Below are 24,855 nucleotides of genomic sequence, written 5' to 3'. Positions count from 1 at the left end.
TTTTGTTGTTAGGCCAGACGCGTTGTCTGGCCTTGCCTGTAAGCCGTTATTTATTTAGGAAATAGCCATCTTCGATGGTCACTTTGAGCACCACTTTTCTTACTCGGTTGTCACCGTGGAAGCGGTACGCTTTATCGTTATCAAAAATTGCAACTTGGCCTTCGCAAAGCTCACGTGTCTCACCTTGACCTGAGAGAAATTCGCGGTCAGTTTCATCTCGATATGCTTGCTCTAGGCGTAAATCGGATTTGTCGGCGAACTCCACAGTTTCGCGACCTTCTAGGTAGTAATGCACGTCGAAGTAGCGGCGGTTCCCTTCAAACAGGTCGGTTTGTTTTGTGCCGTCTTCAATCATGTAAACCAGAGAGTCACCAATCGAATACATCACGCCGTCTTTGATGTTGGCGATGTTCTCAATCGCTTCCACGCAGCGGTTCCATTTACGACCGTCGCGGTACGCGACTTTGAATTGTTCTAAGTTGTCTAACACGATCATGGATTACGCCTTGTTTGCTGTTTGAGTATTAGGTTGAGTGAAGAACGCATTGTCGAAATCATGGTTTGCCATGGCTTGTGCACTGCAATCGCCTGCTTGAAGTGGCATCAGTGTTAGGCCATAGCGGAACTCGTCCATGTACACACGGTATGAATCAAGCACTTCGCTGCCCCATGAGTTTGAGCCCAGTCCCATCACTTGATGGTCAAGGTTGAGCGTGATGTAGCCGCTCTTTTCTAGCTCAATGGTGTGTTGTGCTTCGTGCAGGTTTTGGTTGGTGTAGAACCAAGCGCTGAAGTCGATTTCTTGCTGTGGTTTCACCAACAACCCCGTGCCGTGGCGATTCGTCAGTGATGCCCAACGAACGTGTTGGCGGTTGCCATTGTTTTGTGGGAACGGGTAGTTCTCAAACATGTCGGCTACTGTGCTGTGGTAGACATCAATCAAGTTCGCTTGGCGGCTGTCTTGGTAGTTTTCTTCAGGGCCACGACCGTAGTAACTCACTTGGTCAAAGTTGCCGTTGATGCCCAAATCCAAGCCAATTACAGGGATAACGTGCGGGTAATCGCCATAGCGCTCGCCGCTCAGTTCCACATTCAAGTGACCTTGTGCGTTGATTTGGTAGCGGTAGGTACAGCGCATGCCAAAATCGAACACCGGTGGCGCGATGATGCTGGTGGTCGTAATCGAAACCGAATCATCCGTTGCTTCGACTTGTAGCGTGCGGAAGTGCTCTTGCATGATTTGTAAGTGCGCTGGGTGCCACAAACCTTCGTACTCTTGTTTGTGGTTATCAATCATTGGCTTGAAGAAGTTCAGTCTAGGTTCTGATTGAATTAGCTCTTCACCATTGACGCGCCAAGAGGTCAGCTTGCCGTTGACTTTAGAGAAGGTCAGCGTGAAGTTGTGGCCTTCAATCACATGTTCCAAGCGGCTTTCCGTGGTGACCAACGCTTGTGCATTGTGGCTAACAAATTCGCCTTTGCTTGCTGTGTTCTCTTTCAGTAGGAATTGGTACACCGCGATGTCGTGGTTCGCTTCGCTGTACAAAGTGCGGCTGTCTTTACGCACGGTGAAGTTGATAAAGGCTTCGCGTTCGTCCAGTTCTGGCAGGTTAATTGTGATTTCACGCGCGCTGTTTGCAGCAAGTTCTTCGACCTTAAACTGCACGCTGCGCAGCGTTTCACCTTCCGCTCGGACATCTGCCGTGATGGTGTAATCATCAAGGTTGGTAAACCACAATTTGTTCTCTACGGTGAAGGTGTTTGTCGTGCCTTCTACTGCTTGAATTTTCACTGGAGCGATGACTTGTTTGTACTCTTTCAAGCCCGGTCCAGGTGTTTGATCTGGGTAAATCAAACCATCCATACAGAAGTTGTAGTTATTCGGGTAATCGCCGTAATCACCGCCGTATTTGTAAAACTCTTGGCCGTTTTCATCACGTGCTAATACGCCGTGATCACACCATTCCCATACGTAGTGACCTTGAATGTGGTCGTGCGCATAGAACACGTTTTGGTATTCCGTTAGACCGCCAGGGCCGTTACCCATTGCGTGTGCGTATTCACAAATGATGCGTGGTTTCTCGTGTGGGTGCTCCCCAAAGTGATTCATGAGCTGCGCACGTGAGTACATGGTAGAAATCACGTCGACAACTTCTGCATCACGGTCTTCTTCGTAATGCACCAAACGGGTGTCATCAATCGCTTTGGTTGCGTCGTACATTGCGCGGATATTGCAGCCGTAACCGGACTCGTTACCCAGTGACCACATGATGATAGAAGGATGGTTCTTTTGGGCGTGAACGTGGCGTTCTGCGCGGTCTACAAACACACTTTCCCATGCAGCGTCGTTGGTGATGCGACTTAGATCGCCAACGTTCGCGAAGCCGTGGGTTTCTACGTCGGTTTCTGCCATTACGAACAAGCCGTAAATGTCACACAGTTCGTAGAAGCGTGGGTCGTTAGGGTAGTGCGCGGTGCGAACTGAGTTGATGTTGTGCTGTTTCATCAAAATCAGATCTTTCTCGATGCGCTCCATGCCGACTGCACGACCTTTTAGGTGGTCGTTATCGTGGCGGTTCACACCGTGCAGCATTACGTATTGGTTGTTGATGTAGAACAGGCCATCACGCACTTTGATGTCGCGGAAGCCAACGCGCTGCGGGATCACCTCAATTACATTGCCTTGTGCATCTTTCAGTGTGATGAACAGTTGGTATAGGTATGGGTTTTCCGCGGTCCAGTGGGTTGGGTTCACTACATCAATGGCAAAGTTTGTTTGGCTGTTGCCTTGGATAGTCAGTGCATCACATTGGCCACTAGCAATCACTTTACCTTTGTCTTGTAGTGCGTATTCCAGCGTGTAACCAGAAGCAGCCGCAGTAGACAGGTTTTCTAGCTCAACTTGGCAGCTTAAAGTGGCACTTTGGTAATCGTCGGCGAAATCAGTACGAACAGTCAGATCTTGGGCGTGAACGTGCTCTTTTCCGACAAGGTAAACATCACGGAAGATACCCGCTGTCCACCACATGTCTTGGTCTTCAATGTAAGTCGAATCTGCCCATTGCATGACGCGCACAGACAATAAGTTCTCGCCTTGTTGAACGTAAGAAGAAATGTCGAATTCGGCAGTTAAGCGACTGCCTTTGCTAAAGCCAACGTAATGACCGTTTACATAAACTTCGAAGTAAGTTTCAACGCCATCAAATTTGATGATGGTTTGTTTGTTGTCCCATTGCTGGCCAAGCGTGAAAGTGCGTTGGTATGTGCCAGTTGGGTTGTCGGTTGGGACAAACGGTACGTCGATAGGGAATGGGAAACCTTCGTCAGTGTATTGAAGGTCACCGTGGCCTTCCATTTGCCACATGTTCGGAACGGTAATGCGTCCCCAGTCTTCCATTTTTTGAGAGTAAAACGCTTCAGGTACCAAAAGCGGGTTAGTGAAGTAGTTGAATGTCCATTGACCACTCAGCAGTTTAAAGCGGCTGCTCAGCTCGCGTTGGAACGTTTGTGCGTTTTTAACTGAATCGTATGAGAAGAAGTAAGCACGTGGTGCCATACGGTTCTCATGTAGGTGAAGGAAGTTTTCCCAGTTGTTCACGTTTGTTCTCCCCTCGGCTTAGCTTGGTCATTTCGGCGCGGTATCGTCAGCGTCGAATCTGCCCAAAAGAAATGCAGCCGATGTATTGTGAAAATGCTTATGAGTTATCTGGGAAAGATATTAGTAAAAGTTTTACTAAAATAAATTAGTGAAAACGTTTAACTTTAACTTGATCACGTTTTAAATAGCGATCGGTGAGCAAGATGTGATCAGCGTAAAGGAATAGCATCCCAAGCTTATTTGCTGGGTAAAATGAGTAAAAAATGACGGGAATTTAGATAAAGGAAATAAAAAAGCACTGAGGATTCAGTGCTTTATAAAATAAGAATAAAGAGGGATAACTACTTAGTCGTGCCGCGCAGTTTGAGTTTGCTTGGTACGTGAACTTGCAATGGCAGCGCACGACCATCGCGGTATTTTTCTACCAATAAGTTTACCCCTTGTATGCCCATCATCTCTGAGTGAATTCGTACAGTAGAGAGCGGTGGGAAGGTAAAGCGCGCGGTTGGAATGTCATTCACACTGATCAGAGCAATGTCTTGTGGAATGTTCAAACCGAACTCATGGATGGCACGTAAAACCCCAATCGCAATCGAGTCTGATGCGATAAAGAGTGCTGTCGGAAAGTCGCCTTTTGCTAACATCGCTTTGGCTAAATCGTAACCCGATAGGCTAGAAAAATCGCCACGGTAAATGTCGTTCTCTGATACGACACCTTTTAGGTTGCCGTATTCTACAAACGCGTTTTCACGAATGTCCGCTGTGTTGGGTTCGTCTTGTCCGCCAATGAAACCAATGCGCTGATAACCTTGCTCGACAAAGAAGTCGACGACTTGCTTACTGATGCGAGCGAGATCGATATCAACACTGTCGTAAACGCTGTCGCTGTCTGAAAAGTCGATATAACAAATGCTGTCTGCGAGGCGCTTAGGTAGTTTATTGATGATCGCTTTATCGGTTTTACCAACCAAAAGGATGCCGGTGATCTTTTGCGTTTCGACATCGATGACGCTGTCGTAGCAGTTGGTTAATGTAATGCCCAACCTGTCGCACTGGGTTTCAATCCCGTGACGAATCGACAGGTAGTAGGGGTCATTCACCTCAGCTTCTTGCTTGTAGTTGTACAAGGCTAAAAAGTGGTGTTTTTGTTTCGCCTCTTTAGTGGCTTTTTTCGAACTGCTGGTGCGGTATTCCAGCTTTTCAGCAATCTCTAAGATGCGGTGTTTGGTTTCTTCTTTTACGCTCAGAGTCGGATCGTCATTCAACACGCGTGAGACGGTTGCTAGTGAGACGCCCGCTTCTGTAGCGATATCTTTTAGTGTTGCCATGTTCACTTCCCGTTGGCAAAGCTCACTGTCCCAGTGAGATAAGCAATAATCCCACCATTGTAAACAGCTACTTATGGATGCACAAATTTTTAGTAAAACTGTGCGAGGGGTGAAATGAAGCGATCACCGCGATAAGAGGTTTTTTTAGGCAAACAAAAGCCCGAACGGCTAGGACAATCCGTTCGGGCTTTGTTATTTACTCTCACGACTTAAAACGAGTGGTAAGGCGATAAGATTAAACCTAAGACTTTTTACCTTTGGTTTTATCTGGTTCTACAAGCAAGTGGTCAAACACATGGCGAATGAATGGTGCCCCGACTTTTGAACCTCCGTTACCGTGCTCAATCACAACGGTCGCTACGTATTTTGGATGGTCGTACGGTGCAAAGGCAGTGAACAACGCGTGGTCAAGTAGGTGGTTCGCGAGCTTTTTCGAGTTATAGACCTCGTCTTTGCGCAAGCCAAATACCTGGGCGGTACCGGATTTGCCACCACTGCTGTATTCCGCGCCTTTAAATGCGCGACGACCAGAGCCATGTGCGCCATTGTTTACCAAGCGCATCGCATTGATTGGAATGTCCCAGTATTTATCTGGCACACCTTCAATTGGTGGTAGATCTTTCGGTGCGACTTCGACTTGGTTTTCAAAATCTTCACCGTGCTCAATCACCGCTCTTAGCAGATGTGGTGCTTTCATCTCTCCATGATTGATAAGGAATGAAGTGGCTTTGGCGATCTGCATCGGAGTGGCTGTCCAGTAACCTTGTCCGATCCCAATCGGAACGGTATCCCCTTGATACCAAGGCGTACGGTGACGGGCAATTTTCCATTCTCGTGTCGGCATGTTGGCACTGCTCTCTTCATAGATATCAATGCCTGTCGGCAAGCCGAAGCCGAATTTGTTCATCCATTTAGAGATGCGGTCAATACCCAAATCAAATGCGGTTTGGTAGAAGAACGAGTCAACCGATTCCTCGATTGCCTTGGTAACATCCACGTTGCCGTGACCCCAACGTTTCCAATCTCGCCAAGCTTTTGAATTCGGTTTTGAACCTGGAATACGCCAAGAACCGTGATCGTTACGCACCGTACTTGGCGTGATCACATGTTCTTCAAGCCCAGCGACTGCCATAAAGGGTTTGACGGTTGAAGCGGGTGGATAGACACCTAGCGTGGTTCGGTTTACGAGCGGGTGGGCTGGATCGTTCAACAATGCGCTGTAGGCTTTGCTGGAAATGCCGTTCACAAATGGGTTTGGGTCATAACTTGGGCTAGATGCCATCGCAAGGACGCTATTATCTCTTGGATCGAGTACAACAGCGCTGCCCTGACGATTATCCAGTTGCTGATAAACATACTCTTGTAGTTCGATATCGAGGTTTAAAACGATGTCTTTCCCTGCAATTGGCGGCACGTACTTAATGGTACGAATCACGCGCCCGCGACTGTTTACTTCTACTTCTTCATAGCCTTTGGTGCCATGCAAAATGTCTTCGTAGTAACGCTCCACGCCCAGTTTTCCGATGTTCTGAGTCGCTTGGTAGTTTTGTGCTTTGCCTTCTTTGTCTAAGCGTCGTAGATCGCGGTCATTAATGTGAGAAACATAGCCTAGAACGTGTGTTAATTCCTTCCCGTAAGGGTAGTAACGTTTAAGATCTGCAGTTACAAATACACCATCAAATTCATGTTGATGCACCGAAAAACGCGCAACTTGTTTGTCGTTGAGTTCGTTCAAAATGGTGACAGAACGAAAACGGCGAGTGTGCTTGTAGCGTTTTTTGAATGACTCAATTTGTTCTGGTGTGATGTCGATGTAATGAGCGAGTTTTTCAAGCAAAGCATCGGGGTCGCCTGCTTGCTCAGGGATCATATCGAGGTTGTAAACTGGGCGGTTTTCAGCAATCAAAACGCCATTGCGGTCATAGATAAGACCGCGAGTGGGCGCGATAGGAAGAATCTTAATGCGATTGTCATTAGAGCGAGTTTGGTAATCTTTGAAATGATTAACTTGCAAGTTGTAGAGGTTAGCGACCAATCCTCCCAGCAAAATAACCATGCCGAGAAAGGCAACGACGGCACGGTTTTTAAATAACCTTACTTCTTGATTATGATCTCGAAATTCGTTTCGCTTGCGTAGCATGAGGGCCCTTCAGATTTGTTTTTATTCTCAGCATGCCCCGATAAAAGGAAAAAGACGCAGATTTGAGTCTTGTTACAAAAGGTTACATTTGGGGCGGGGCTACTGTAGCGGGCTTTATCTCTTGCTTTGTAAGAGCAATGTCAGGTATCGATTGCGGAAAATCATCTTTCTGGTTTGCGTGAATCACCGTGTTTTTCTTACATTGTGTAAACGTTTATACATGTAAGTGTCATAAATCTTTCCCATTTTTCTTCTATAACCCAGCTTTATTTATTTTTATTGATTTTGAATCGTGATGCAATTTTGTGGAAACGTTTACACTATTTTGAGTTTGATCACGGATCTGGATCGGTTTTGATTGGTAGACTTTTAGCCAGTTAAGAGATAAGCGAATTTGCTTGGTGAGCAGGCTCAACCAATTTCCAAGCATCGAGCAGCAAAAGTGGAGAAGCAAAAGTGAAAGTTCTTGTCACAGGCGGTATGGGGTACATCGGCAGTCACACATGTGTCCAGATGATTGAAGCAGGTATGGAGCCAATCATTGTCGACAACTTGTGTAATGCCAAAGTGGAAGTGTTAAGCCGCATTGAAGCGCTAACCGGTAAGCAACCAGCTTTCTACCAAGGCGACATTCGCGATGAAGCCTTTTTGGACTCAGTATTTGCCAAGCATGACATTCAAGCTGTGATTCACTTTGCTGGCCTGAAAGCGGTGGGCGAATCTGTCGCGAAACCATTGGAATACTACGATAACAATGTGAATGGCTCATTGGTGTTGGCGCGCAGCATGCGTAAAGCGGGCGTGAAAAGCATTGTATTTAGCTCATCGGCAACGGTTTACGGCGATCCTGACATTGTGCCGATTACGGAAGACTCTCCAACGGGGGCGACCACTAACCCATACGGTCGCAGCAAGTACATGGTGGAAGAGTGCTTGAGCGATTTGTTCAACGCAGAAAACGATTGGAGCGTGACGTTGCTGCGCTACTTCAACCCAGTTGGTGCGCATCCATCGGGCACTATGGGTGAAGACCCTCAGGGCATCCCAAACAACTTGATGCCGTTTATCGCGCAAGTGGCAGTAGGCCGCCGCGAGAAACTGTCGGTATTTGGCAATGACTACCTAACGCCGGATGGCACAGGCGTGCGTGATTATATCCACGTGATGGACTTGGCTGATGGCCATATCGCAGCGCTTAAATCGGTAGGTGAAAAAGCCGGTTTGCACATTTACAACCTAGGTACGGGCAAAGGCTCTAGTGTGCTTGAAATGGTAGAAGCATTCGCAACGGCTTGCGGCCATCCAGTGCCTTACGAGCTTTGTCCTCGTCGCCCGGGTGACATCGCAGAATGCTGGGCAAGTACAGATAAAGCGGAGCGAGACCTTGGTTGGAAAGCGACGCGCAGTGTTGCGGAAATGACGGCAGATACGTGGAAGTGGCAGTCAAATAACCCGCAAGGCTATTCCCCTGCGTAATTGATGCTGCAGCGTTGTTGATTGACCGTCTAGCTGCAACTCCAATTTCATTGGGGAATGCAGATGAAAGAAATTCTAAAAGTTGAGTAAGTAAGATGTCGAATGTTGAATTTAACCCAGTGGATCACCCACACCGTCGTTACAACCCATTAACGGGTCAGTGGATTTTGGTGTCACCGCATCGTGCAAAACGCCCATGGAGTGGCGCCGATGAGAAACCTGCGATTGATGAGCTACCAAGCTACGACGAGAAGTGTTTCCTTTGCCCAACAAACGAGCGTATTTCTGGTGATGTTAACCCAGATTACCAAGGCACGTATGTGTTCCAAAATGACTTTGCAGCACTGATGGTGGACTCTCCAGATGCTCCTGAGTCAGATAACCCACTGTTCAAAACACAAGGTGTGCGCGGTTTGAGCCGAGTGATTTGTTTCTCGCCTGATCACAGCAAAACCTTGCCTGAGCTACCGGTCGACAAAATTCGTGGCGTGATTGACACGTGGAATGATCAAATCGAAGAGTTGGGGAAAGACTACGTTTGGGTGCAAGCATTCGAGAACAAGGGCGAGACCATGGGTTGTTCTCAGCCTCACCCGCACGGTCAAATCTGGGCAAACAGCTTCTTGCCAAACGAAATCGAACGCAAAGAACACAACTTAAAAGCGTACTACCAAGAGCATGGTAGCAACTTGCTAGTGGATTACGTGCAAGCTGAACTTAAAGACGGTTCACGTACCGTGGTTGAGACCGAACACTGGCTTGCTGTTGTTCCTTACTGGGCGGCGTGGCCATTCGAAACCATGCTACTTCCTAAAACGCACATTCGTCGAATGAGTGAGCTAACCGATGAGCAACGCGATGATCTTGCGGTTGCAATCAAAAAGCTAACCAGCCGTTACGACAACCTATTCCAATGCTCTTTCCCTTACTCAATGGGCTGGCATTACGCGCCGTTCTTTGAAGAAGGTACCGATATCGACCATTGGCAACTGCATGCGTTGTTCTACCCGCCACTGCTGCGTAGTGCAACGGTTCGTAAGTTCATGGTTGGTTATGAAATGCTGGCAGAAAGCCAACGCGACCTAACCGCAGAACAAGCGGCGCAGCGTCTGCGTGACTTAAGCGATGTGCATTACAAAGAGCAATAAACCAATTAATGAATAGCCGGAGTTATCGCTGGTTTTACCTAAAGCTCGGTCAAATTCCCTTTTATTCGGGAGGGGAGGGCTAACCCCCTCTAACTCCCCCTTATTAAGGGGGAGGATTAGACCGAGTGAATACGAAACTGGAAATCAGGACTTAACGCTGGTTACACCAATACCAAATTTATAATTTAAGAGAACGTCCCTATGTCTGATCTAATCCAAAATGTGAAAACCTCTTTTGAACAAGTGCTGGGTTACGCCCCAAGTCATATTATTCAAGCGCCTGGTCGTGTAAACCTGATTGGTGAGCACACTGATTACAACGACGGTTTTGTACTGCCATGTGCGATCAACTACCAAACCGTTGTGGCGGCAGCGAAGCGTGAAGACAACTTAGTGCGCGTGGTTTCTGTGGATTACGGCAACGCCGTGGATGAGTTCGACATCACGCAAGAAATCACCTTCCAACAAGACAAAATGTGGGCGAACTACATTCGCGGTGTGGTGAAGTGTCTACTTGCTCGTGGTTACCAATTCTCTGGTGCGGATATTTCTGTTAGCGGTAACGTCCCTCAAGGTGCGGGTTTAAGCTCGTCTGCAGCGTTGGAAGTCGTGATCGGTCAAACGTTCAAAGTGTTGTTCAATCTAGAAATCAGCCAAGCGGAAATCGCACTAAATGGGCAGCAAGCAGAGAACGAATTCGTCGGTTGTAACTGCGGCATTATGGACCAAATGATTTCGGCAGAAGGCCGTGCAAACCACGCTATGCTATTGGACTGCCGTAGTCTAGAAACTGAAGCTGTATCGATGCCTGAAGATATGGCCGTGGTGATCATCAACTCAAACAAAAAACGTGGCTTGGTCGACAGCGAATACAACACGCGTCGTGAGCAGTGTGAAGAAGCCGCGCGCATCTTCGGTGTAAAAGCGCTGCGTGATGTGACCATTGAACAGTTCAACGAGAAAGTCTCTGAGCTAGACGAAATGGTCGCAAAACGTGCTCGTCACGTAATCACAGAAAACGACCGCACGGTAGAAGCGGCGCAAGCACTTCGTACGCACAACATGAAGCGCATGGGGGAGTTGATGGCTGAGTCTCATGCTTCTATGCGTGATGATTTCGAAATCACAGTCAAAGAAATCGATACGTTAGTTGAGATGGTGAAAGAGGTGATTGGCGAGCAAGGCGGTGTGCGTATGACAGGCGGCGGTTTTGGTGGTTGTATCGTTGCAATGGTACCACCAGCATTGGTTGACGAAGTGAAAGCAACGGTAGAAGCGAAGTACCAAGCAGCAACGGGCCTAAAAGAATCCATCTACGTGTGCCAAGCGAAAAACGGCGCTGGTTTAGTCGAAGTACTTTAAGAGGCCGGAATGAGAGAGTATTTTGAAAACTTACAGCAAGCGATGGCCAATACACCTTCGTTTGATGGTCTCCCAGCGAAGCTGATTCACTTAACCAACAGTAACGGAATGACTGCGTCTTTTATGGATGTCGGTGCGACGTGGTTAAGTTGTACTTTGCCTATCCATGGAGTGCATCGCGAAGTGTTACTGCGCTCGCCAAATATGATTGAGCATATGAGGCAAGGGGCTTACTTTGGCTCGATTATTGGTCGCTTTGCTAACCGTATTGCCAAGGGGGCGTTTGAGCTTGAGGGACAGCGCTACCAACTTGGCATCAATAATGGTGAAAACTCATTGCATGGTGGTTTAGAGGGGTTTGACAAAAGGCGTTGGACTATTGTCGAGCAGGATGCTCAGCAAGCTGTATTTGAACTTCATTCTGAAGATGGTGACCAAGGTTACCCGGGTAATCTAGACGTTAAGGTGACGTACGTTTTAACGGACGACAACGAAGTGTCGATTACTTATGAAGCAAGCACAGATAAAGCGTGCCCAGTGAATTTAACGAATCATGCTTACTTTAACTTGGCGGGAGAAGGTTCTGACTCTAAAAGCTTAGATCATGAACTACAGCTAAATGCTGCTCACTACTTACCGACTGATCAAGGTCTAATTCCTACAGGAGACCTAAAGCCTGTAGAAGGAACCAGTTTTGATTTCTCATCCGCTAAAGTGGTAGGGAGAGATTTCCTGAGTGAACCCGATCAGAAAACCGCTGGCGGCTACGATCACGCCTTTGTGTTCAAGCCTGAAGTGACCAATGGCGTGTCTGTCGCCGCGGTTCTGATTTCACCTCAACAAGAAGTCACGATGACGGTCAAAACGACAAAACCAGCCGTGCAGTTTTACTCTGGTAATTTCCTCGCAGGAACACCAGGTAAGAGCAAAAGTTATGAGCTCTATGATGGACTAGCACTGGAAACACAGTACTTTCCTGATGGGCCGAATAAACCTGAATGGGGTATCAACAGTGGGGTGTTGAACTCTGGGGACTGCTATCAGCATCAAACCATCTATGGCTTTGAATTTTAGATAGCTTTTTTGGTGGGCTAAATGCCCACCTTTTTTGTTTTTGTCGAAGAAGTTCGAATAATCAATTCACCTTCTACTTTTCGCTTGTTGGAGAGTAAAGGTTGCTCTTCTATCAGAGCCATCAAGGATTCAACGGCGAGCTTACCCATATCTGAGTAAGGCAGCTCAACAGAGGATAGTGCGGGAAAGCTTTCAGAGGCAATCTGTTGATTATCGTATCCAACCACCGCAACATCCTGAGGAATCTTAAGACCTAACTCCGCCAATGCTTGGTAACACCCCATCGCCATGTAGTCACTTCCACAGAATATCGCTTCAGGTGGTTGCTCCAAGTTAAACAGCGCTAGCGTCTGTTGGTGCGCTTCTTTTAGAGACCAATTCGCTTCAGCAACGTACGCGTTATTCGGAATAATATCGGCGTCAATCAATGCTTGACGATACCCTTCTCTGCGCTGCTGACTTGCAAGCATCCAGTTTTCACCAGTGAGCATTGCAATACGACGATAACCTTGTTGAGTAAGGTGAGAGACTGCTTTGTAAGCGCCTATCATATCTGCGGGTAAAACGCTTGGTGTTTCGTAAGCACTTTCGTTTGTACAGTTTAAAAGTATGGTTGGTAGTGCTGTATTGACGCGTTGTTGTTCAAGTTCACGGGTCATGCTCGACGCATAAACCAAGCCAGCATAATCACCGCTATTTATTTCTGCTTCAATCTTACTCGCCAATACTTCATCGTGACTGTAATTGAACGTCACTAGAATAAAGTCGTTCGCCCACGCTTCTTCACGAGCGGCGTTAATTGCATCAATAAAAGGATCGTAGCTAGTCAGTCCATTGATCACCAAGGCGATTTTTTGGGGGCGACCAAGCGCATGAGCCACTTTCTTATTCTTATAGCCAAGCGACTCTGCGGTTTCAAGGACCTTTTGTTTGGTGGTATCTGCAATTTTTACCGATGTAGAGCCATTCAACACCAAAGACACGGTTGACTGGGATACCCCTGCTTCCGCAGCAATATCACTCATAGTTACTTTTTTAGCCATTCTTCGATTTACGGATAATTTTCTTAGCTAAAGATATTAGCTAAAGATTAAGACCAGATCATCCCCAAAAGATGTTGATCACAAAGTCATGTCATAGAGCCACTAAAGCTGTGATGAGCACCACGTTTATTTTGTGATGATCTGGCGGCCAAATCATTTATTAATATATTAGCTAATATTATTAGTTAATAATTTAGTTTTGAGGTTAGTAAGATGACAAGATGGTCAGAAGAGAAAGCATGGCAGTGGCAAAAAGAACATGGATGGCTGCGTGGCTTTAACTATTTGCCAAGAACCGCGGTTAACTGGAATGAGATGTGGCAAGCCGAATCGTTCTCTCCTGAAGTTATGGAGCAGGAGTTAGCGTGGGCGAGAGAAGTTGGCTACAACACATTACGTACTAACTTACCTTTCATTGTTTGGCAGGCGGATCGCCAAGGTTTGCATGAGCGTATTGAGCGCTTTCTAGATATTTGTGAACGTAACCAAATTAAGGTGATGATGACACCGATGGATGATTGCGGTTTTTCTGGCGATCATCCTTATCTTGGTGAGCAAAAAGCACCCGTTCCGGATTTGCACAATAGCCAAGCAGCCGCAAGCCCAGGCCGTAATGTCGTAATGGATAAAACACTATGGGGAGAGGTTGAAACCTATATTCGAGACATTATTTCAACTTACAAGAATGACCCTCGTATTGTTATCTGGGATCTGTATAACGAACCGACCAATCGTATGATTTTCACCAATGAAGGTGAGTTTGCATATGACGAAGAAATGGAAGTATTCAGTCATGATCTGATGGTAAAGGCATTTGAATGGGCGCGAGATGAAAACCCATCACAGCCTCTTACGGTGGGAGCATGGCACGCCCCTAGCATTCTAGATCGAAGCCTACCGATCTTCGAACACCCTACAGATCGCAAAGCTTTAGAGCTGTCAGATATCATCACGTTCCACGCTTATCTTCCCATCGACCTCTTCCATAACGCTGTCGAAATTGTGGAAGCTTATAACCGCCCAATGATGTGCACTGAATGGTTAGCGCGTCACGCTGAATCTCATCTGCATGAACAACTGCCTATTTTCAAACAGAAAACCATTGGTTGTTACCAGTGGGGGTTAGTGAAAGGCAAGACTCAAACTCACTTACCTTGGCCAGAAATTAAACGTAACGATACCGACTACGCAAGTCGATGGTTCCACGATCTGCTTGATGAGCAAGGACAGCCATATGACCCAAGTGAAGTGCAGTTAATCAAAATACTCGCAGAAGTGGATTAATTGCCTGTGAGCCGACCTTGAGATTTAGGTCGGCAGCCAATCTATAATTAACTCAATTGAGACGTGAACTATGACTACTCTACAAAACAGATTAACGAATAAGGAGCTGATGTCTTACTTCGGCTACGGAGTAGGCCAGTGCTTTAGCTTTGGCCTAGTCGGCTCTTTTATTCTTTACTTCTATACCGATATCTTAGGTATATCGCCGATAGCGGCGAGTACGATATTCTTAATTGCCCGAGTTTGGGATGCGGTGAACGATCCTTTGATTGCGGGCTATATGGACACGCTTGAATCTCGGTTTGGTAAGTTCCGCCCGTACATGTTGTTTACACCATTTCTTATCGTCTTGGTGACGATCGCTTCTTTCTACAACATTGATGCCGATACTTCTACAAAGGTAATGTACGCGGGTATCACTTACATTCTTTGGGGAACGCTTTACACCATTTCAGATGTGCCTTTCTGGTCAATGTCTTCTGTCATGACAGACGAGCCGCAAGAGCGTGCTAAAGCAGCAACTTGCGCAATGCTTGGTGTAAATGCGGGTATTGGTGCGACGTTAGTTATTTTCCCTAAACTGAGTGCTTATTTTGCCGACGGACGTGCAGATCAGGGTTACCTGCCTGCAGTGGCAGTGTTGATGATTGCGGGTCTGTTGTTCATGTTGAACGGTTTTTTCAACACTAAAGAGCGTATATCCACTGCGAGCTGTGAGAAGGTCACGCTTAAACAAACTTTCCAAGCGGTACGTAAGAACAAGCCATTATTCTTTATTCTTGCCGCTTTCTTTATGAATGTGTTCTTTAACCTAGTAAATGGCCTGTACATTTTCTTCTTTACTTACAACATGGGTGATGCAGGCTTGGTTTCTTTGATTGGTACTATTACTTTGGTGAGTGCGATCGCTTGTTTAGCCACGCCAGTACTAACGAAGCGATTCAAAAAGCGCGACATATTCATCGCTTTATGTGTGCTTGAGATCATCGCTCGCGTTGGCTTTTACCTTACCGGTTACGATAACCCAACGGCAGTTATGACTTGGTTAGCTGTTGTTACGGGAATATTCATGATGACGAACCCACTAATCTCAGCAATGATTGCAGATACGGTAGAATATTCTTACTACCACAGTGGAAAGCGTACGGCAGCGATTACGTTTTCTGGGCAGACTTTCACAGGCAAACTTTCCGTAGCAGTCGCTGGTGGTTTAACAGGTATCATCCTAACGATGATTGGCTACGTACCGAATGTGGAGCAGACTGAAACAGCGCTAAATGGCATGTTTTTCTGTATAGCTTTATTGCCTGCACTAGGAGCTTTGGTTCGTATTTTTATTATGTCTCGTTATACCTTCACAGAAGACCAGCATGCAATCCTGCGTGAGAAACTGCAACGTGGTGAATTTGCGGATGGGGTTGAAGTGACACAGACTAATGCCAATGAGGCATTAAGCTAATAAACCTTTGAAGTGAAAAAGCCCGCTTAATCGGATTGAGCGGGCTTTCTTGTATTTGTCTTTTAGAGATTAGAACTAAAGGCGATCTACCGAGTTGCGGCGCACTAAAGTCGGGCTAAATATGATGGTGTCATCTTCCACTTGTTCATCACGTGATAACGCTAACGCCAAACGCGCGGCACGCTCTGCCATCATTTCGATTGGGTAACGAATCGTGGTCAAACTTGGATTAACGAAGCGAGCAATTAAGCCATCGTCGAAGCCAACCATGGACACTTTTTCTGGTACGTCGATGCCGTTTTGGTCTAACGCTGCCAGTGCACCTGCTGCCATGTAGTCGTTGTACGCCACCACGCCTGTGATTGCGAGTGATTTGGTCAGCAGATTGGTCATGGCTGTTTCGCCGCCGTCACTGTTTGGCTCACCATATTCGACATAGCTTTTTGATAGCTCGATATCGTGATCTTTCAGTGCCGCTTGGTAACCTTGTAAACGCTCGTCGGTATCTTCGATGTCATGGGATGAGGCGATACAAGCGATCTTGGTGTGACCATGACAAATCAGATATTCCGTCGCTAAGTACGCGCCCTTGCGGTTATCAAGAGAGATACAACGCTCTGCCAACTCTGGGATATGGCGGTTGATCAACACCATGCCTTTGACTTCTTTGGCGTAGCCGATCAGTTCTTCATCTGATAGACCTTTAGAGTGAATCACAATGGCTTCACAACGGCTGTTGATCAGAAGTTCTAGCGCTTGGCGTTCGTCTTCTGGGTTGTGGTAGCCATTACCAATCAGAATGTGTTTGCCGTTTTCACGCGCCACGTTATCTACCGATTTCACCAGTGTTCCGAAGAACGGGTCTGAGACATCACCCACAAGCACGCCCATGGTGTTGGTACTTTGGCTGACGAGTGCACGCGCCGCTGCGTTTGGACGGTAGCCCAGTTTGCTCATTGCTTGCGTCACTGCGTCGATAGAAGATTGGCTCGCTTTCGGTGATTTATTGATCACGCGAGAGACGGTCGCGACCGATACGCCGGCTTCTTTCGCGACATCCTTGATTGTTGCCATGAGGGACCTTTCGTGGGCTAAATAACGTTAATTGGAGTATTAAACACCCATTGTGTAATAAGTGCAATCAACACCATTTTTATATTGCGATGAATTTGGTCTTACTCTATGAATTTATTGAATATATGTGATGTGTAAACGTTATCTTAGCTAGGGCGTTGATTAGTAGTATGAAAACAAAAAATCGCGGTCATTGATGCGACCGCGATTTGTCGTTTCTATTTCTCTTTACAGGCCACAGAAAATGGCGCTCAGAAAGCTAGTTGTTGTTCATCCAATCAACCATTTGGGTTTTGTACACATCGCTGTTGCCGCCAAAGATAGCTTGTACGCCTGTACCAACTCGCACCACACCTGCTGCACCAAGTGCTTTCAGTTTGGCTTCGTCGACTTTGTCTTGCTCTGCGACTTGGATGCGCAATCGAGTGATACAAGCATCGGTGCTTAAGATGTTTTGTTTTCCGCCAAACGCGCTAACCAACTCACTGGCAAACTCTGAACTGGTGTCATTGACGGCTTTGCTGCTGCCTTGATCTTCACGCCCTGGTGTTTTCAGATCGAACGTCTTAATGAACCAAGTGAACACAACGTAGTACAGCGCTGCGTATGCCAAACCTAATGGGATGATCATCCAACCTTTAGTCGAAATACCAAAGAAGGTCACGTAGTCGATAAGACCTGCACTAAAGCTGTAGCCATGTTTAACGCCCAGCATGATACACAGTGGGTAAGCCAGACCCGCAATGATCGCGTGAATCACGTAAAGCACAGGCGAGATGAACAAGAACGCAAACTCGATAGGTTCAGTGATACCAGTTAGGAACGACGTTAGCGCAGCTGAGATCATGATGCCCATAACTTTGGTGCGGTTCTCTGGTTTTGCTGCACGGCCAATCGCAATTGCCGCCGCAGGAAGACCAAACATCTTGAATAAGTAGCCACCCGCTAGGTTGCCCGCATTTGGGTCGCCAGCGAAGAAGCGAGGGATCTCTCCGTGGAATACTTGACCAGCAGCGTTCACAAACTCGCCGGCTTGAAGCTGAATAATTACGTTAATCACATGGTGCAGACCAAATGGGATCAGAGCACGTTCCGCGGTGCCGTAAGCCCAGAATGCCACCAATGGGTTTTGCTCGGTTGCCCATGTGCCAAACCAATCAATACCGGAGCCAATTGGTTGCCAAATAAAGGCAATCGCAATACCCAAAAACAGCATAGAAAATGATGTGACGATCGGGACAAATCGTTTACCCGCGAAGAAGGCCAAGTAAGCTGGCATCTTGATGGTGTAGAAGCGGTTAAACATATACGCACCAACTGCACCTGAGATGATGCCGCCGAGCACACCTGTGTCGATATGGTCCACGCCCAGCACGCCAGCCATGACTTTTAGCGTAGCGACTAATACGTAATAACCAATACCTGCCGCAACCGCACCAACACCGTCATTGTTGGTAAATGAGATCGCAACGCCAAGCGCAAAGATAAGCGGCAGGTTACCAAATACCGCGCCCCCCGCTTCTGCCATCAATTCAGAAACGACGGGTGTAATAAACCCAAATTGCGCCGAGCCAATACCCAAAAGGATACCCGCCGCGGGCATCGAGGCTATAGGCAACATGAGCGCCTTACCGACCTTAGAAAGGTTGGCAAAAAAGTTAGCAAACATAAAAATACTCCAACTTGTTAGATAAAAATCTTGAGTGGCGCAGTCATGAATAAACTGTGGGAAGCGGGGAGATTAGCGATAGCATCGTGATTATGGTTTGCGGGGGTTGGAGCATAAACATAAAAACTGGTTGCTATCGCTAAAGCTTTATAAGTGGTGTGCTGAGCTAAAAAATAGGGCGCTTTTACTAATTGAAGGGCACCGTTTCGATCGCTCAACCTTAGGACTGCGTCAGAATCTAAGTGTATTTTGGGTAAAAATAAGGCATGAAAAAACAGAGTGAATTTTGTTTTTCTTGTTCCTGATAACTAAGTTTTTAGACCTTTTTACTTGAATGAAGGCATTAAACGCTAATATAAGGAACAGAATTTTAGTTTTGGAGTGCCTGTTTTGGAGAGTATTAATCTTTTTCGCTACTACGAACGTGTAGAGAGTTTTGAGCTGCGAGAGGAATACGCGGTGACGCTTGCCGAGATTGCAGACAAGATGTTCACCAGCCCAAGGCATGCCCGAGCTATTCTCAAGCAGATGAATGCGCTCAACTGGACCGCTTGGATACCCAGAGTGGGGCGTAACCAACGTTCGACCTTAATTCGTAACATCGATCGTACAGAGGTGAAGCGCTCTATCGCTCTTGAATGGATCAAAGAGAGCAAATACGACCGAGCACTTGAGTTTCTTGGCTTCGACCAAGTCGTGTTTGAGCAACTGCTCAAGCAGACTTCCGGCGCCCAAGTGACAGAAGGCAAAGTCAGTGTACAACTCACCTATAACCGCTCTTTTGCTACGCTCAATCCAATCACACCGCAACGAAACAGCGAGCGTTTCTTAATTCGTCAAATTCACGCTTGCTTGGTTTCTATGACATCTGATGGCGAGTTAGTCGGAAACATTGCGCATCATTGGCAAGCCGATGAAGAGTGGCGAACATGGACGTTTTATCTTCGTCCGTCTGTTTGCTTTCATCATGGCGGAAAAGTGGATGCAGAGTTGATGGTGAAGTTACTAAATCATTGGCAGCAGCTTCCATATTATCAAAATGAACTCGATCACCTTGAAACGGTTTCCGTCGAGTCGCCTTATCGATTTTCCGTTCAACTTACTCGTCCAGACAAAGGCTTCGCTGCATTATTGAGTGATCTGAAATACTCCTTACAACCTGTCGAGCAACTCAATAACCTATCTTCTGACAGCATCGGCTGTGGCATTTTCTCTCTGGAATCGCACACGAACAACAAACTTACCTTGATGGCGAATGAGCGCTTCCACGGATTTCGCTCCCTCACAGATAAAGTCACCATCTGGTCGTTAAACAGTGAAAAGAAGGAAGGTGCAAAGGCTTCCAATTACCCCCACGATTTACCTAAGACAGAGCAGTACTCGAAAAAGGTCATCACCAACTCTTCAGATGAAGAAGTGGGTGAGCGCATCATCGATGCCAAACACACAGCATCGAAAGATCGCGTGGAAGAAGGATGCTTGTTTATGATTTTCAATCACAATCATCCTAACTTATCACACGCTCAGCGACGTTGGCTGAGTGATGCCTTGAGTGGTGAGAACATTTGGCAGCAATTGGAACGTAACGAAACCACCTTTGGGGCTGAGATCGCACATAACTTTTTCCCCTTCTGGCACAACGTCAAATATCTGAGAAGCGATGAAGTAGCGCTACCGAGTTCAATCCGAATCGCCTGTTATTTCCACCTTGGTATTCAACGCAGTGCGAGAGCCGCTGAGCAAATCTTGACGGAACATGGCATCAAGGTTGAAGTAAACGTTTATTCGTTTGAAGCATTTATTGAAAAAGCGCTTGGAGAGGGCTTTAGTGAAGAGATTGTCTTGAGCAGTTTTAACTTGGATGACAACCGACAAGTCTCGGCTTTACTGTTTTTCCTCAGCGATCCCATTTTGCACGCCACGATCGGATCTGACGTCAGCGACTGGCTGGTGGCTGAGATCAACCAAATTCGACAGTTTAGCGCTCCGGAAGATTACCTCACCCAGTTAGAGCAACTTGGCTCTGTGCTGATCTATGAAGGCGTAGTCAGCCCTATGCTTCACCACAGACAAACACTTAGCTTTCAAGACATATTCAAAGGTGTAGAGATCACGGCGTGGGGTTGGCCGAAGTTGAGTGAGATTTGGTAAAGGGCGATTGTAATCAGCACGATCTTTGCTCATCAAAATGCGATCTTCACCTCTTGTATTTGAAGTACTAAGTGATAATGTAGAGTTTGTTTTAGTAAAATTTTACTTGAGGTTTTAATCAATGGAAACGATCGCTTACTCAGACTTCGCAAAGCTAGAAATTCGCACCGGAAAAATCATCGAAGTGGCGCGTCACGAAAACGCAGATAAGCTTTACATCGTGCAGATCGACATCGGTGAGAAAACACTGCAAACCGTCACCAGTTTGGTGCCTTACTACACAGAAGAAGAGTTGATGGGGAAACAAGTGGTGGTTCTGTGTAATCTCGCGAAAGCTAAGATGCGTGGTGAAACCTCTGAGTGCATGTTGCTTTGTGCCGAAACCGATGATGAATCCGAAAGTGTTCTACTAACGCCTGAACGCGCGATGCCTGCTGGTGTGAGAATCGTTTAGTATCCTTAAGCTTGCTCAAATAAAAAAACAGCGCTGATAGAGCGCTGTTTTTTATTCTGTTCTTAAGAGTGTTGAGCAATTAGGTTATCAATCAACTCATAATGATGATCTTGTACGCCCGCTAAGTTGCCGTATTTTGGCTGGTGGCGATCGTTTTCTTTGGCATGATGCCAACCAACGGTATGGCGAACGAAGTGCTCAGCAAAGGCGTGGGAGACTTCTAAGCATCCAGCGAGGACCGTATCAACATAGCTTTGCATGATGGGACTGAGCGAGCAGGGTGGTAACGGATCGTTTTTCACATAAACCCAAATGCTGTGCTCAGAGTTAAAAGTGGCCTCTGTTTCAATCTGATCAGGACGGATTTGAATGCGATGGTAGCCACGCTCGCGTCGGTCAAAATCCGCTAGCGCTTGATCGTCGACTTCAAGCAGTACGCCATTGACTTGCCCTTCGCCTTCATTCACAACCAAGGGTGACAAAATATAGCTGTCGTCAACTTTGCCCCAATAGCGCACCAGACCATGAGCGATGACTGGGATGGCTTCTCCCGTTTGACCCGTTAACTTGCGCGAGGCGGTATTGATTAAACTGCCGTAGCCAAATATATACATCTCGATTGCTTCCCTTACTTCGACGAAATCACTGTTATCCGTTATACCTAAACACTACCAACCAAGCAACGCATGAAGCACAGGTTTTACCTCGAAAGGATAGTTTGATTTTATAACATGTATTTTTTATGCATGTTTGTGTTAATATCGATCGCGTAGAATTTTTGAACGGTATCAAATGTGTACTTAAGGGCATCACAATGCTGAATATCACCGATAAAAAAGTGGAAGAGAAAATCCCTGCATGGCTGCGATTAGGGTTTAGACCGTTTTTCATGTTTGGCTCTATTTATGCTGTTGTCGCAATTGCGGTATGGGTATGGATGTTCCAAACCGGACAGCCAAGCGCGTTGAGTGTTCCGGCGTTGTGGTGGCACGTTCATGAAATGTTATTTGGTTTTTCAATGGCAATAGTGGTGGGCTTTGTGCTGACTGCAGTGCAGAACTGGACGGGCATTAACGGCACGAAACACTACACCTTGTTAGCGGTATTTACACTGTGGCTTGCACCGAGAATACTGCTTTGGACACCAGCACCGCTTTGGTTAACCAGCAGCATTGAAGCGCTGTTTTTGCTGTTTGTAGCGTACGAAGTGGGCATTCGTGTTTACCGCGCGAAAGGCTGGCGTAATCTATTCTTTGTGCCGTTATTCTTGCTCGCCATCTTTGCTAACTTTGCCAGTTACGCAACGGTGAAAGGCATGCCGCCATTTACCTCGTCTGCGGTATGGCAAGCGATGCTTTGGTGGTTCACTCTGCTGCTTTCTGTCATGGGCGGACGAGTGATTCCATTCTTCACAGCCCGTCGCTTTAACTTCGAAAAGGCTCAGCCGCTACTGTGGTTAGATTGGTTAGCAAACCTACCTTTAGTCATGTTGTTCGTATTGAGTTTCTTCCCTGTGACGTTTGCGGAACTTGGTCAGCCACTTATGTTGTTTGCCGGTGTGGCGCAGTTGGTTCGATTCCTGCGCTGGAAGCCTTGGCTGACGCTTAGCGAGCCGTTGGTGTGGTCGTTACATGCGGCTTATTTGTGTCTGCCTTTGAGTCTGATTTTACGTGGAAGTTGGGATAATGCGTTTGCGAACCACAACTTAATTCATCTGTTTGCTATCGGCGCATTAGGTGGATTGATCTTAGCGATGATTGCTCGAGTGACTATGGGGCACACAGGTCGCATGATTTACAAAGGCCCGAACATGAGCATCGCCTTCGTCGCGATCTTTTTAGCAGCCTTGGTGAGAAGTCTCGGTGTGATATTAGACCCAGCGAACATGTTACTTTGGATCGATATTAGTGGTGGCTTGTGGATCCTGGCTTTCGGTATGTTCGTATGGCGATTTGGCATGATGTTGATGACCCCTCGTGTGGATGGACACCCAGGATAATCATTATCTTCAGCAAAAAATGAGACAAATTTAAGGGCTTAGCGGCATGCTGAGCCCTTTTTGTTTGAGGTTGGTTCAGCAATTAACCTATTTCTAGTAAGGAAATTGTTAGGAATGTGAAAAACGTTGAATTCTAAAGCGGGATTTGAGCGTGCTAGAAGTCGCGGAGTCCGCTAACCTGTATGTGTTATTACTCGTATGCACACGAGTGATTAACTAGCCAATTGACGTTTAAGACCCATAGGTGTCTCTCGTGTAATTACATGGCCGCTTAGTTCTATCCCTCCGTGGAACTAAGCGGCGTTTTTCGTTTTGTGGCTAGATAAAATTAGATATTCCCTTCGCTAAAGTCTTTCTGGAAATACAGCACCTTTTGCAAGTAGCGTCTTGCTTCCCCTTTTGGATGTTGAGTGGTTAACGCATCATAAACCTGAGTCGGGTTAAGGCTGTTAAGCTCATTCATCGCGCGTTTTCGGTCACTATCGAAGGTAGAAAGCACGCCGCCAGTACCGCCGTTATAGGCGGAAATCATACTAAAGTGTTTCGAGGTAGGATGTTTTACATCTCTTAGATAACGGTTCTTCAAGATGTAGAAGTACGCCGCGCCTGTATCAATGTTATTGGCAGGATCGAACAAGTACTCTTTGGTTGGAATGCCCGGTTTGTTTTTCACCAAATTAAACACATCTGCCCCCGCTGTTTTGGGGATTACTTGCATCAAGCCGTAAGCACCGGCATGAGAAACCGCATAAGGGTTAAAGCTACTTTCGGTTTTGATCACGGCAAAGATAAGGTCTTCTGGCAATCCATACCGTTTAGCAGCATCGCGAACCAAGCCTGCATATTGATACTCACGTTGCTCTAGGTGATCTTTCACCATATTGATTTCGACATAGTAAGCACTGCCGCGTTTGATGGCTTTCTTTTGTAGCTTATTCTCGATCAGGTAATCCGAATAACGATTAGCACGCCATTCCCACTCTATTGGTTTACCATCTTGATCAAGCACTTGGCCAAGCAAGAAGGGTTTTCCACGCAGAACCGCTTCTTTGTCACTAAACAATTCTGCATGAGTTGGATCGGCAGGCATGAGCAGAGTTTGAACGATGGCTTTTTGCAGCTTCTCCGTTGGTTGGTACTGAGAAATTGTCGAAACATAAATCTTACCCGTTTCGAAGTCGATGTGTGCTCGGGTGTTGTAACCGTCAAGGTACTTCACGTAACGGTGTTTGCCTGCTTCAACGAACTCATCTTCACCCCAGCGATCTTTGGCTTTTTGAGCGATGTAAGCCAGTAACTGTTTGATGTTGTCTTCGTTCGCTGCGCTTGGCGGCTTTACATAAGGAGGAACGTAGTCATCACATGCGCATGGTGGTGTTTCTTCAGGAGCGACAGAACAACCACCGAGAAGGAGTAAGCTCAGGATTAGCGATTTCTTCATCGGATACGATTAAATTAGAGGTGAGGGCAATTGCCGGCTGAAGAAAATAATAAGTAAGAGTGCTAATCGCCTGAAATTAAAACTTTTTGTGCTTTCGATAGAAGCGTTTGATGCTGAGTATTCACCGAAAAAGAAAAAGCCTCGCAAACGCGCTG

General features: G+C 46.6%; 18 protein-coding genes. 9 read left to right on the top strand and 9 right to left on the bottom strand.

Annotation, left to right across the window (positions count from 1 at the left end):
* Window positions 1-46: 46 nt before the first annotated feature.
* The 4 genes from BCT11_RS12585 to mrdA form a co-directional block, all read right to left on the bottom strand.
* Window positions 47-496, bottom strand: a complete 450-nt coding sequence (locus tag BCT11_RS12585; protein ID WP_102388465.1) for a beta-galactosidase subunit beta — start codon at window positions 494-496, stop codon at window positions 47-49.
* A gap of 3 nt (window positions 497-499) precedes the next feature.
* The gene (gene ebgA, locus BCT11_RS12580) at window positions 500-3,598 is read right to left on the bottom strand and encodes a beta-galactosidase subunit alpha (RefSeq protein WP_102388464.1); all 3,099 of its coding nucleotides are present in this window, start codon (window positions 3,596-3,598) and stop codon (window positions 500-502) included.
* A gap of 341 nt (window positions 3,599-3,939) precedes the next feature.
* The gene (ebgR, locus tag BCT11_RS12575) at window positions 3,940-4,926 is read right to left on the bottom strand and encodes a transcriptional regulator EbgR (RefSeq protein ID WP_005436560.1); all 987 of its coding nucleotides are present in this window, start codon (window positions 4,924-4,926) and stop codon (window positions 3,940-3,942) included.
* A gap of 241 nt (window positions 4,927-5,167) precedes the next feature.
* Window positions 5,168-7,066 carry a penicillin-binding protein 2 gene (mrdA, locus tag BCT11_RS12570; RefSeq protein WP_038879032.1) on the bottom strand — a complete coding sequence of 633 codons (1,899 nt, stop codon included), beginning with the start codon at window positions 7,064-7,066 and terminating at the stop codon, window positions 5,168-5,170.
* 456 nt (window positions 7,067-7,522) lie between these two features.
* Here mrdA and galE point away from each other — a divergent pair, with 456 nt between their 5' ends.
* From galE to galM, 4 genes are all read left to right on the top strand, one after another.
* Window positions 7,523-8,542 carry a UDP-glucose 4-epimerase GalE gene (gene galE, locus BCT11_RS12565; RefSeq protein ID WP_063344834.1) on the top strand — a complete coding sequence of 340 codons (1,020 nt, stop codon included), beginning with the start codon at window positions 7,523-7,525 and terminating at the stop codon, window positions 8,540-8,542.
* A 95-nt stretch (window positions 8,543-8,637) separates the two neighbouring features.
* The gene (locus BCT11_RS12560; protein WP_102388463.1) at window positions 8,638-9,690 is read left to right on the top strand and encodes a UDP-glucose--hexose-1-phosphate uridylyltransferase; all 1,053 of its coding nucleotides are present in this window, start codon (window positions 8,638-8,640) and stop codon (window positions 9,688-9,690) included.
* Between the two features lie 201 nt (window positions 9,691-9,891).
* A complete protein-coding gene (galK, locus tag BCT11_RS12555; RefSeq protein ID WP_102388462.1) occupies window positions 9,892-11,052 on the top strand; it encodes a galactokinase in 1,161 nt (386 codons plus the stop codon).
* A 9-nt stretch (window positions 11,053-11,061) separates the two neighbouring features.
* The gene (gene galM, locus BCT11_RS12550) at window positions 11,062-12,126 is read left to right on the top strand and encodes a galactose-1-epimerase (RefSeq protein WP_198593944.1); all 1,065 of its coding nucleotides are present in this window, start codon (window positions 11,062-11,064) and stop codon (window positions 12,124-12,126) included.
* A gap of 17 nt (window positions 12,127-12,143) precedes the next feature.
* Here galM and BCT11_RS12545 read toward each other — a convergent pair whose 3' ends face one another.
* Complete coding sequence (locus BCT11_RS12545; protein ID WP_039976286.1) at window positions 12,144-13,169, bottom strand: LacI family DNA-binding transcriptional regulator; 1,026 nt, start codon at window positions 13,167-13,169, stop codon at window positions 12,144-12,146.
* Window positions 13,170-13,382: 213 nt separating this feature from the next.
* Here BCT11_RS12545 and BCT11_RS12540 point away from each other — a divergent pair, with 213 nt between their 5' ends.
* Both BCT11_RS12540 and BCT11_RS12535 read left to right on the top strand, forming a co-directional pair.
* Window positions 13,383-14,453 carry a cellulase family glycosylhydrolase gene (locus tag BCT11_RS12540; protein ID WP_039976287.1) on the top strand — a complete coding sequence of 357 codons (1,071 nt, stop codon included), beginning with the start codon at window positions 13,383-13,385 and terminating at the stop codon, window positions 14,451-14,453.
* Window positions 14,454-14,523: 70 nt separating this feature from the next.
* Complete coding sequence (locus BCT11_RS12535) at window positions 14,524-15,912, top strand: MFS transporter (protein ID WP_102388461.1); 1,389 nt, start codon at window positions 14,524-14,526, stop codon at window positions 15,910-15,912.
* A 75-nt stretch (window positions 15,913-15,987) separates the two neighbouring features.
* Here BCT11_RS12535 and BCT11_RS12530 read toward each other — a convergent pair whose 3' ends face one another.
* Both BCT11_RS12530 and ptsG read right to left on the bottom strand, forming a co-directional pair.
* On the bottom strand, window positions 15,988-16,986 hold the full coding sequence (locus BCT11_RS12530) for a substrate-binding domain-containing protein (protein ID WP_102388460.1): 999 nt from the start codon (window positions 16,984-16,986) through the stop codon (window positions 15,988-15,990).
* Between the two features lie 259 nt (window positions 16,987-17,245).
* A complete protein-coding gene (gene ptsG, locus BCT11_RS12525) occupies window positions 17,246-18,655 on the bottom strand; it encodes a PTS glucose transporter subunit IIBC (RefSeq protein ID WP_102388459.1) in 1,410 nt (469 codons plus the stop codon).
* Window positions 18,656-19,036: 381 nt separating this feature from the next.
* On the opposite strand from ptsG, the gene BCT11_RS12520 reads away from it, so the two are divergent.
* Window positions 19,037-20,806 carry an SgrR family transcriptional regulator gene (locus BCT11_RS12520; RefSeq protein WP_102388458.1) on the top strand — a complete coding sequence of 590 codons (1,770 nt, stop codon included), beginning with the start codon at window positions 19,037-19,039 and terminating at the stop codon, window positions 20,804-20,806.
* Between the two features lie 121 nt (window positions 20,807-20,927).
* Window positions 20,928-21,260 carry a tRNA-binding protein gene (locus tag BCT11_RS12515; RefSeq protein WP_005436572.1) on the top strand — a complete coding sequence of 111 codons (333 nt, stop codon included), beginning with the start codon at window positions 20,928-20,930 and terminating at the stop codon, window positions 21,258-21,260.
* A 62-nt stretch (window positions 21,261-21,322) separates the two neighbouring features.
* Here BCT11_RS12515 and BCT11_RS12510 read toward each other — a convergent pair whose 3' ends face one another.
* Window positions 21,323-21,874 carry a gamma-glutamylcyclotransferase family protein gene (locus BCT11_RS12510; protein WP_042603820.1) on the bottom strand — a complete coding sequence of 184 codons (552 nt, stop codon included), beginning with the start codon at window positions 21,872-21,874 and terminating at the stop codon, window positions 21,323-21,325.
* 200 nt (window positions 21,875-22,074) lie between these two features.
* Here BCT11_RS12510 and BCT11_RS12505 point away from each other — a divergent pair, with 200 nt between their 5' ends.
* Entirely contained in the window at window positions 22,075-23,259 is a 1,185-nt protein-coding gene (locus BCT11_RS12505; protein WP_042603896.1) for an NnrS family protein, read from the top strand.
* A gap of 328 nt (window positions 23,260-23,587) precedes the next feature.
* On the opposite strand, the gene mltC is transcribed toward BCT11_RS12505, so the two are convergent.
* Entirely contained in the window at window positions 23,588-24,700 is a 1,113-nt protein-coding gene (gene mltC, locus BCT11_RS12500) for a membrane-bound lytic murein transglycosylase MltC (RefSeq protein ID WP_042603819.1), read from the bottom strand.
* Window positions 24,701-24,855 lie beyond the last annotated feature (155 nt).

Source organism: Vibrio sp. 10N.222.52.B12 (assembly GCF_002875385.1).
Lineage (GTDB): Bacteria > Pseudomonadota > Gammaproteobacteria > Enterobacterales > Vibrionaceae > Vibrio > Vibrio jasicida.
Note: the sequence above shows the minus strand (reverse complement) of the source record. Positions and strands in the feature narration are given on the sequence as shown.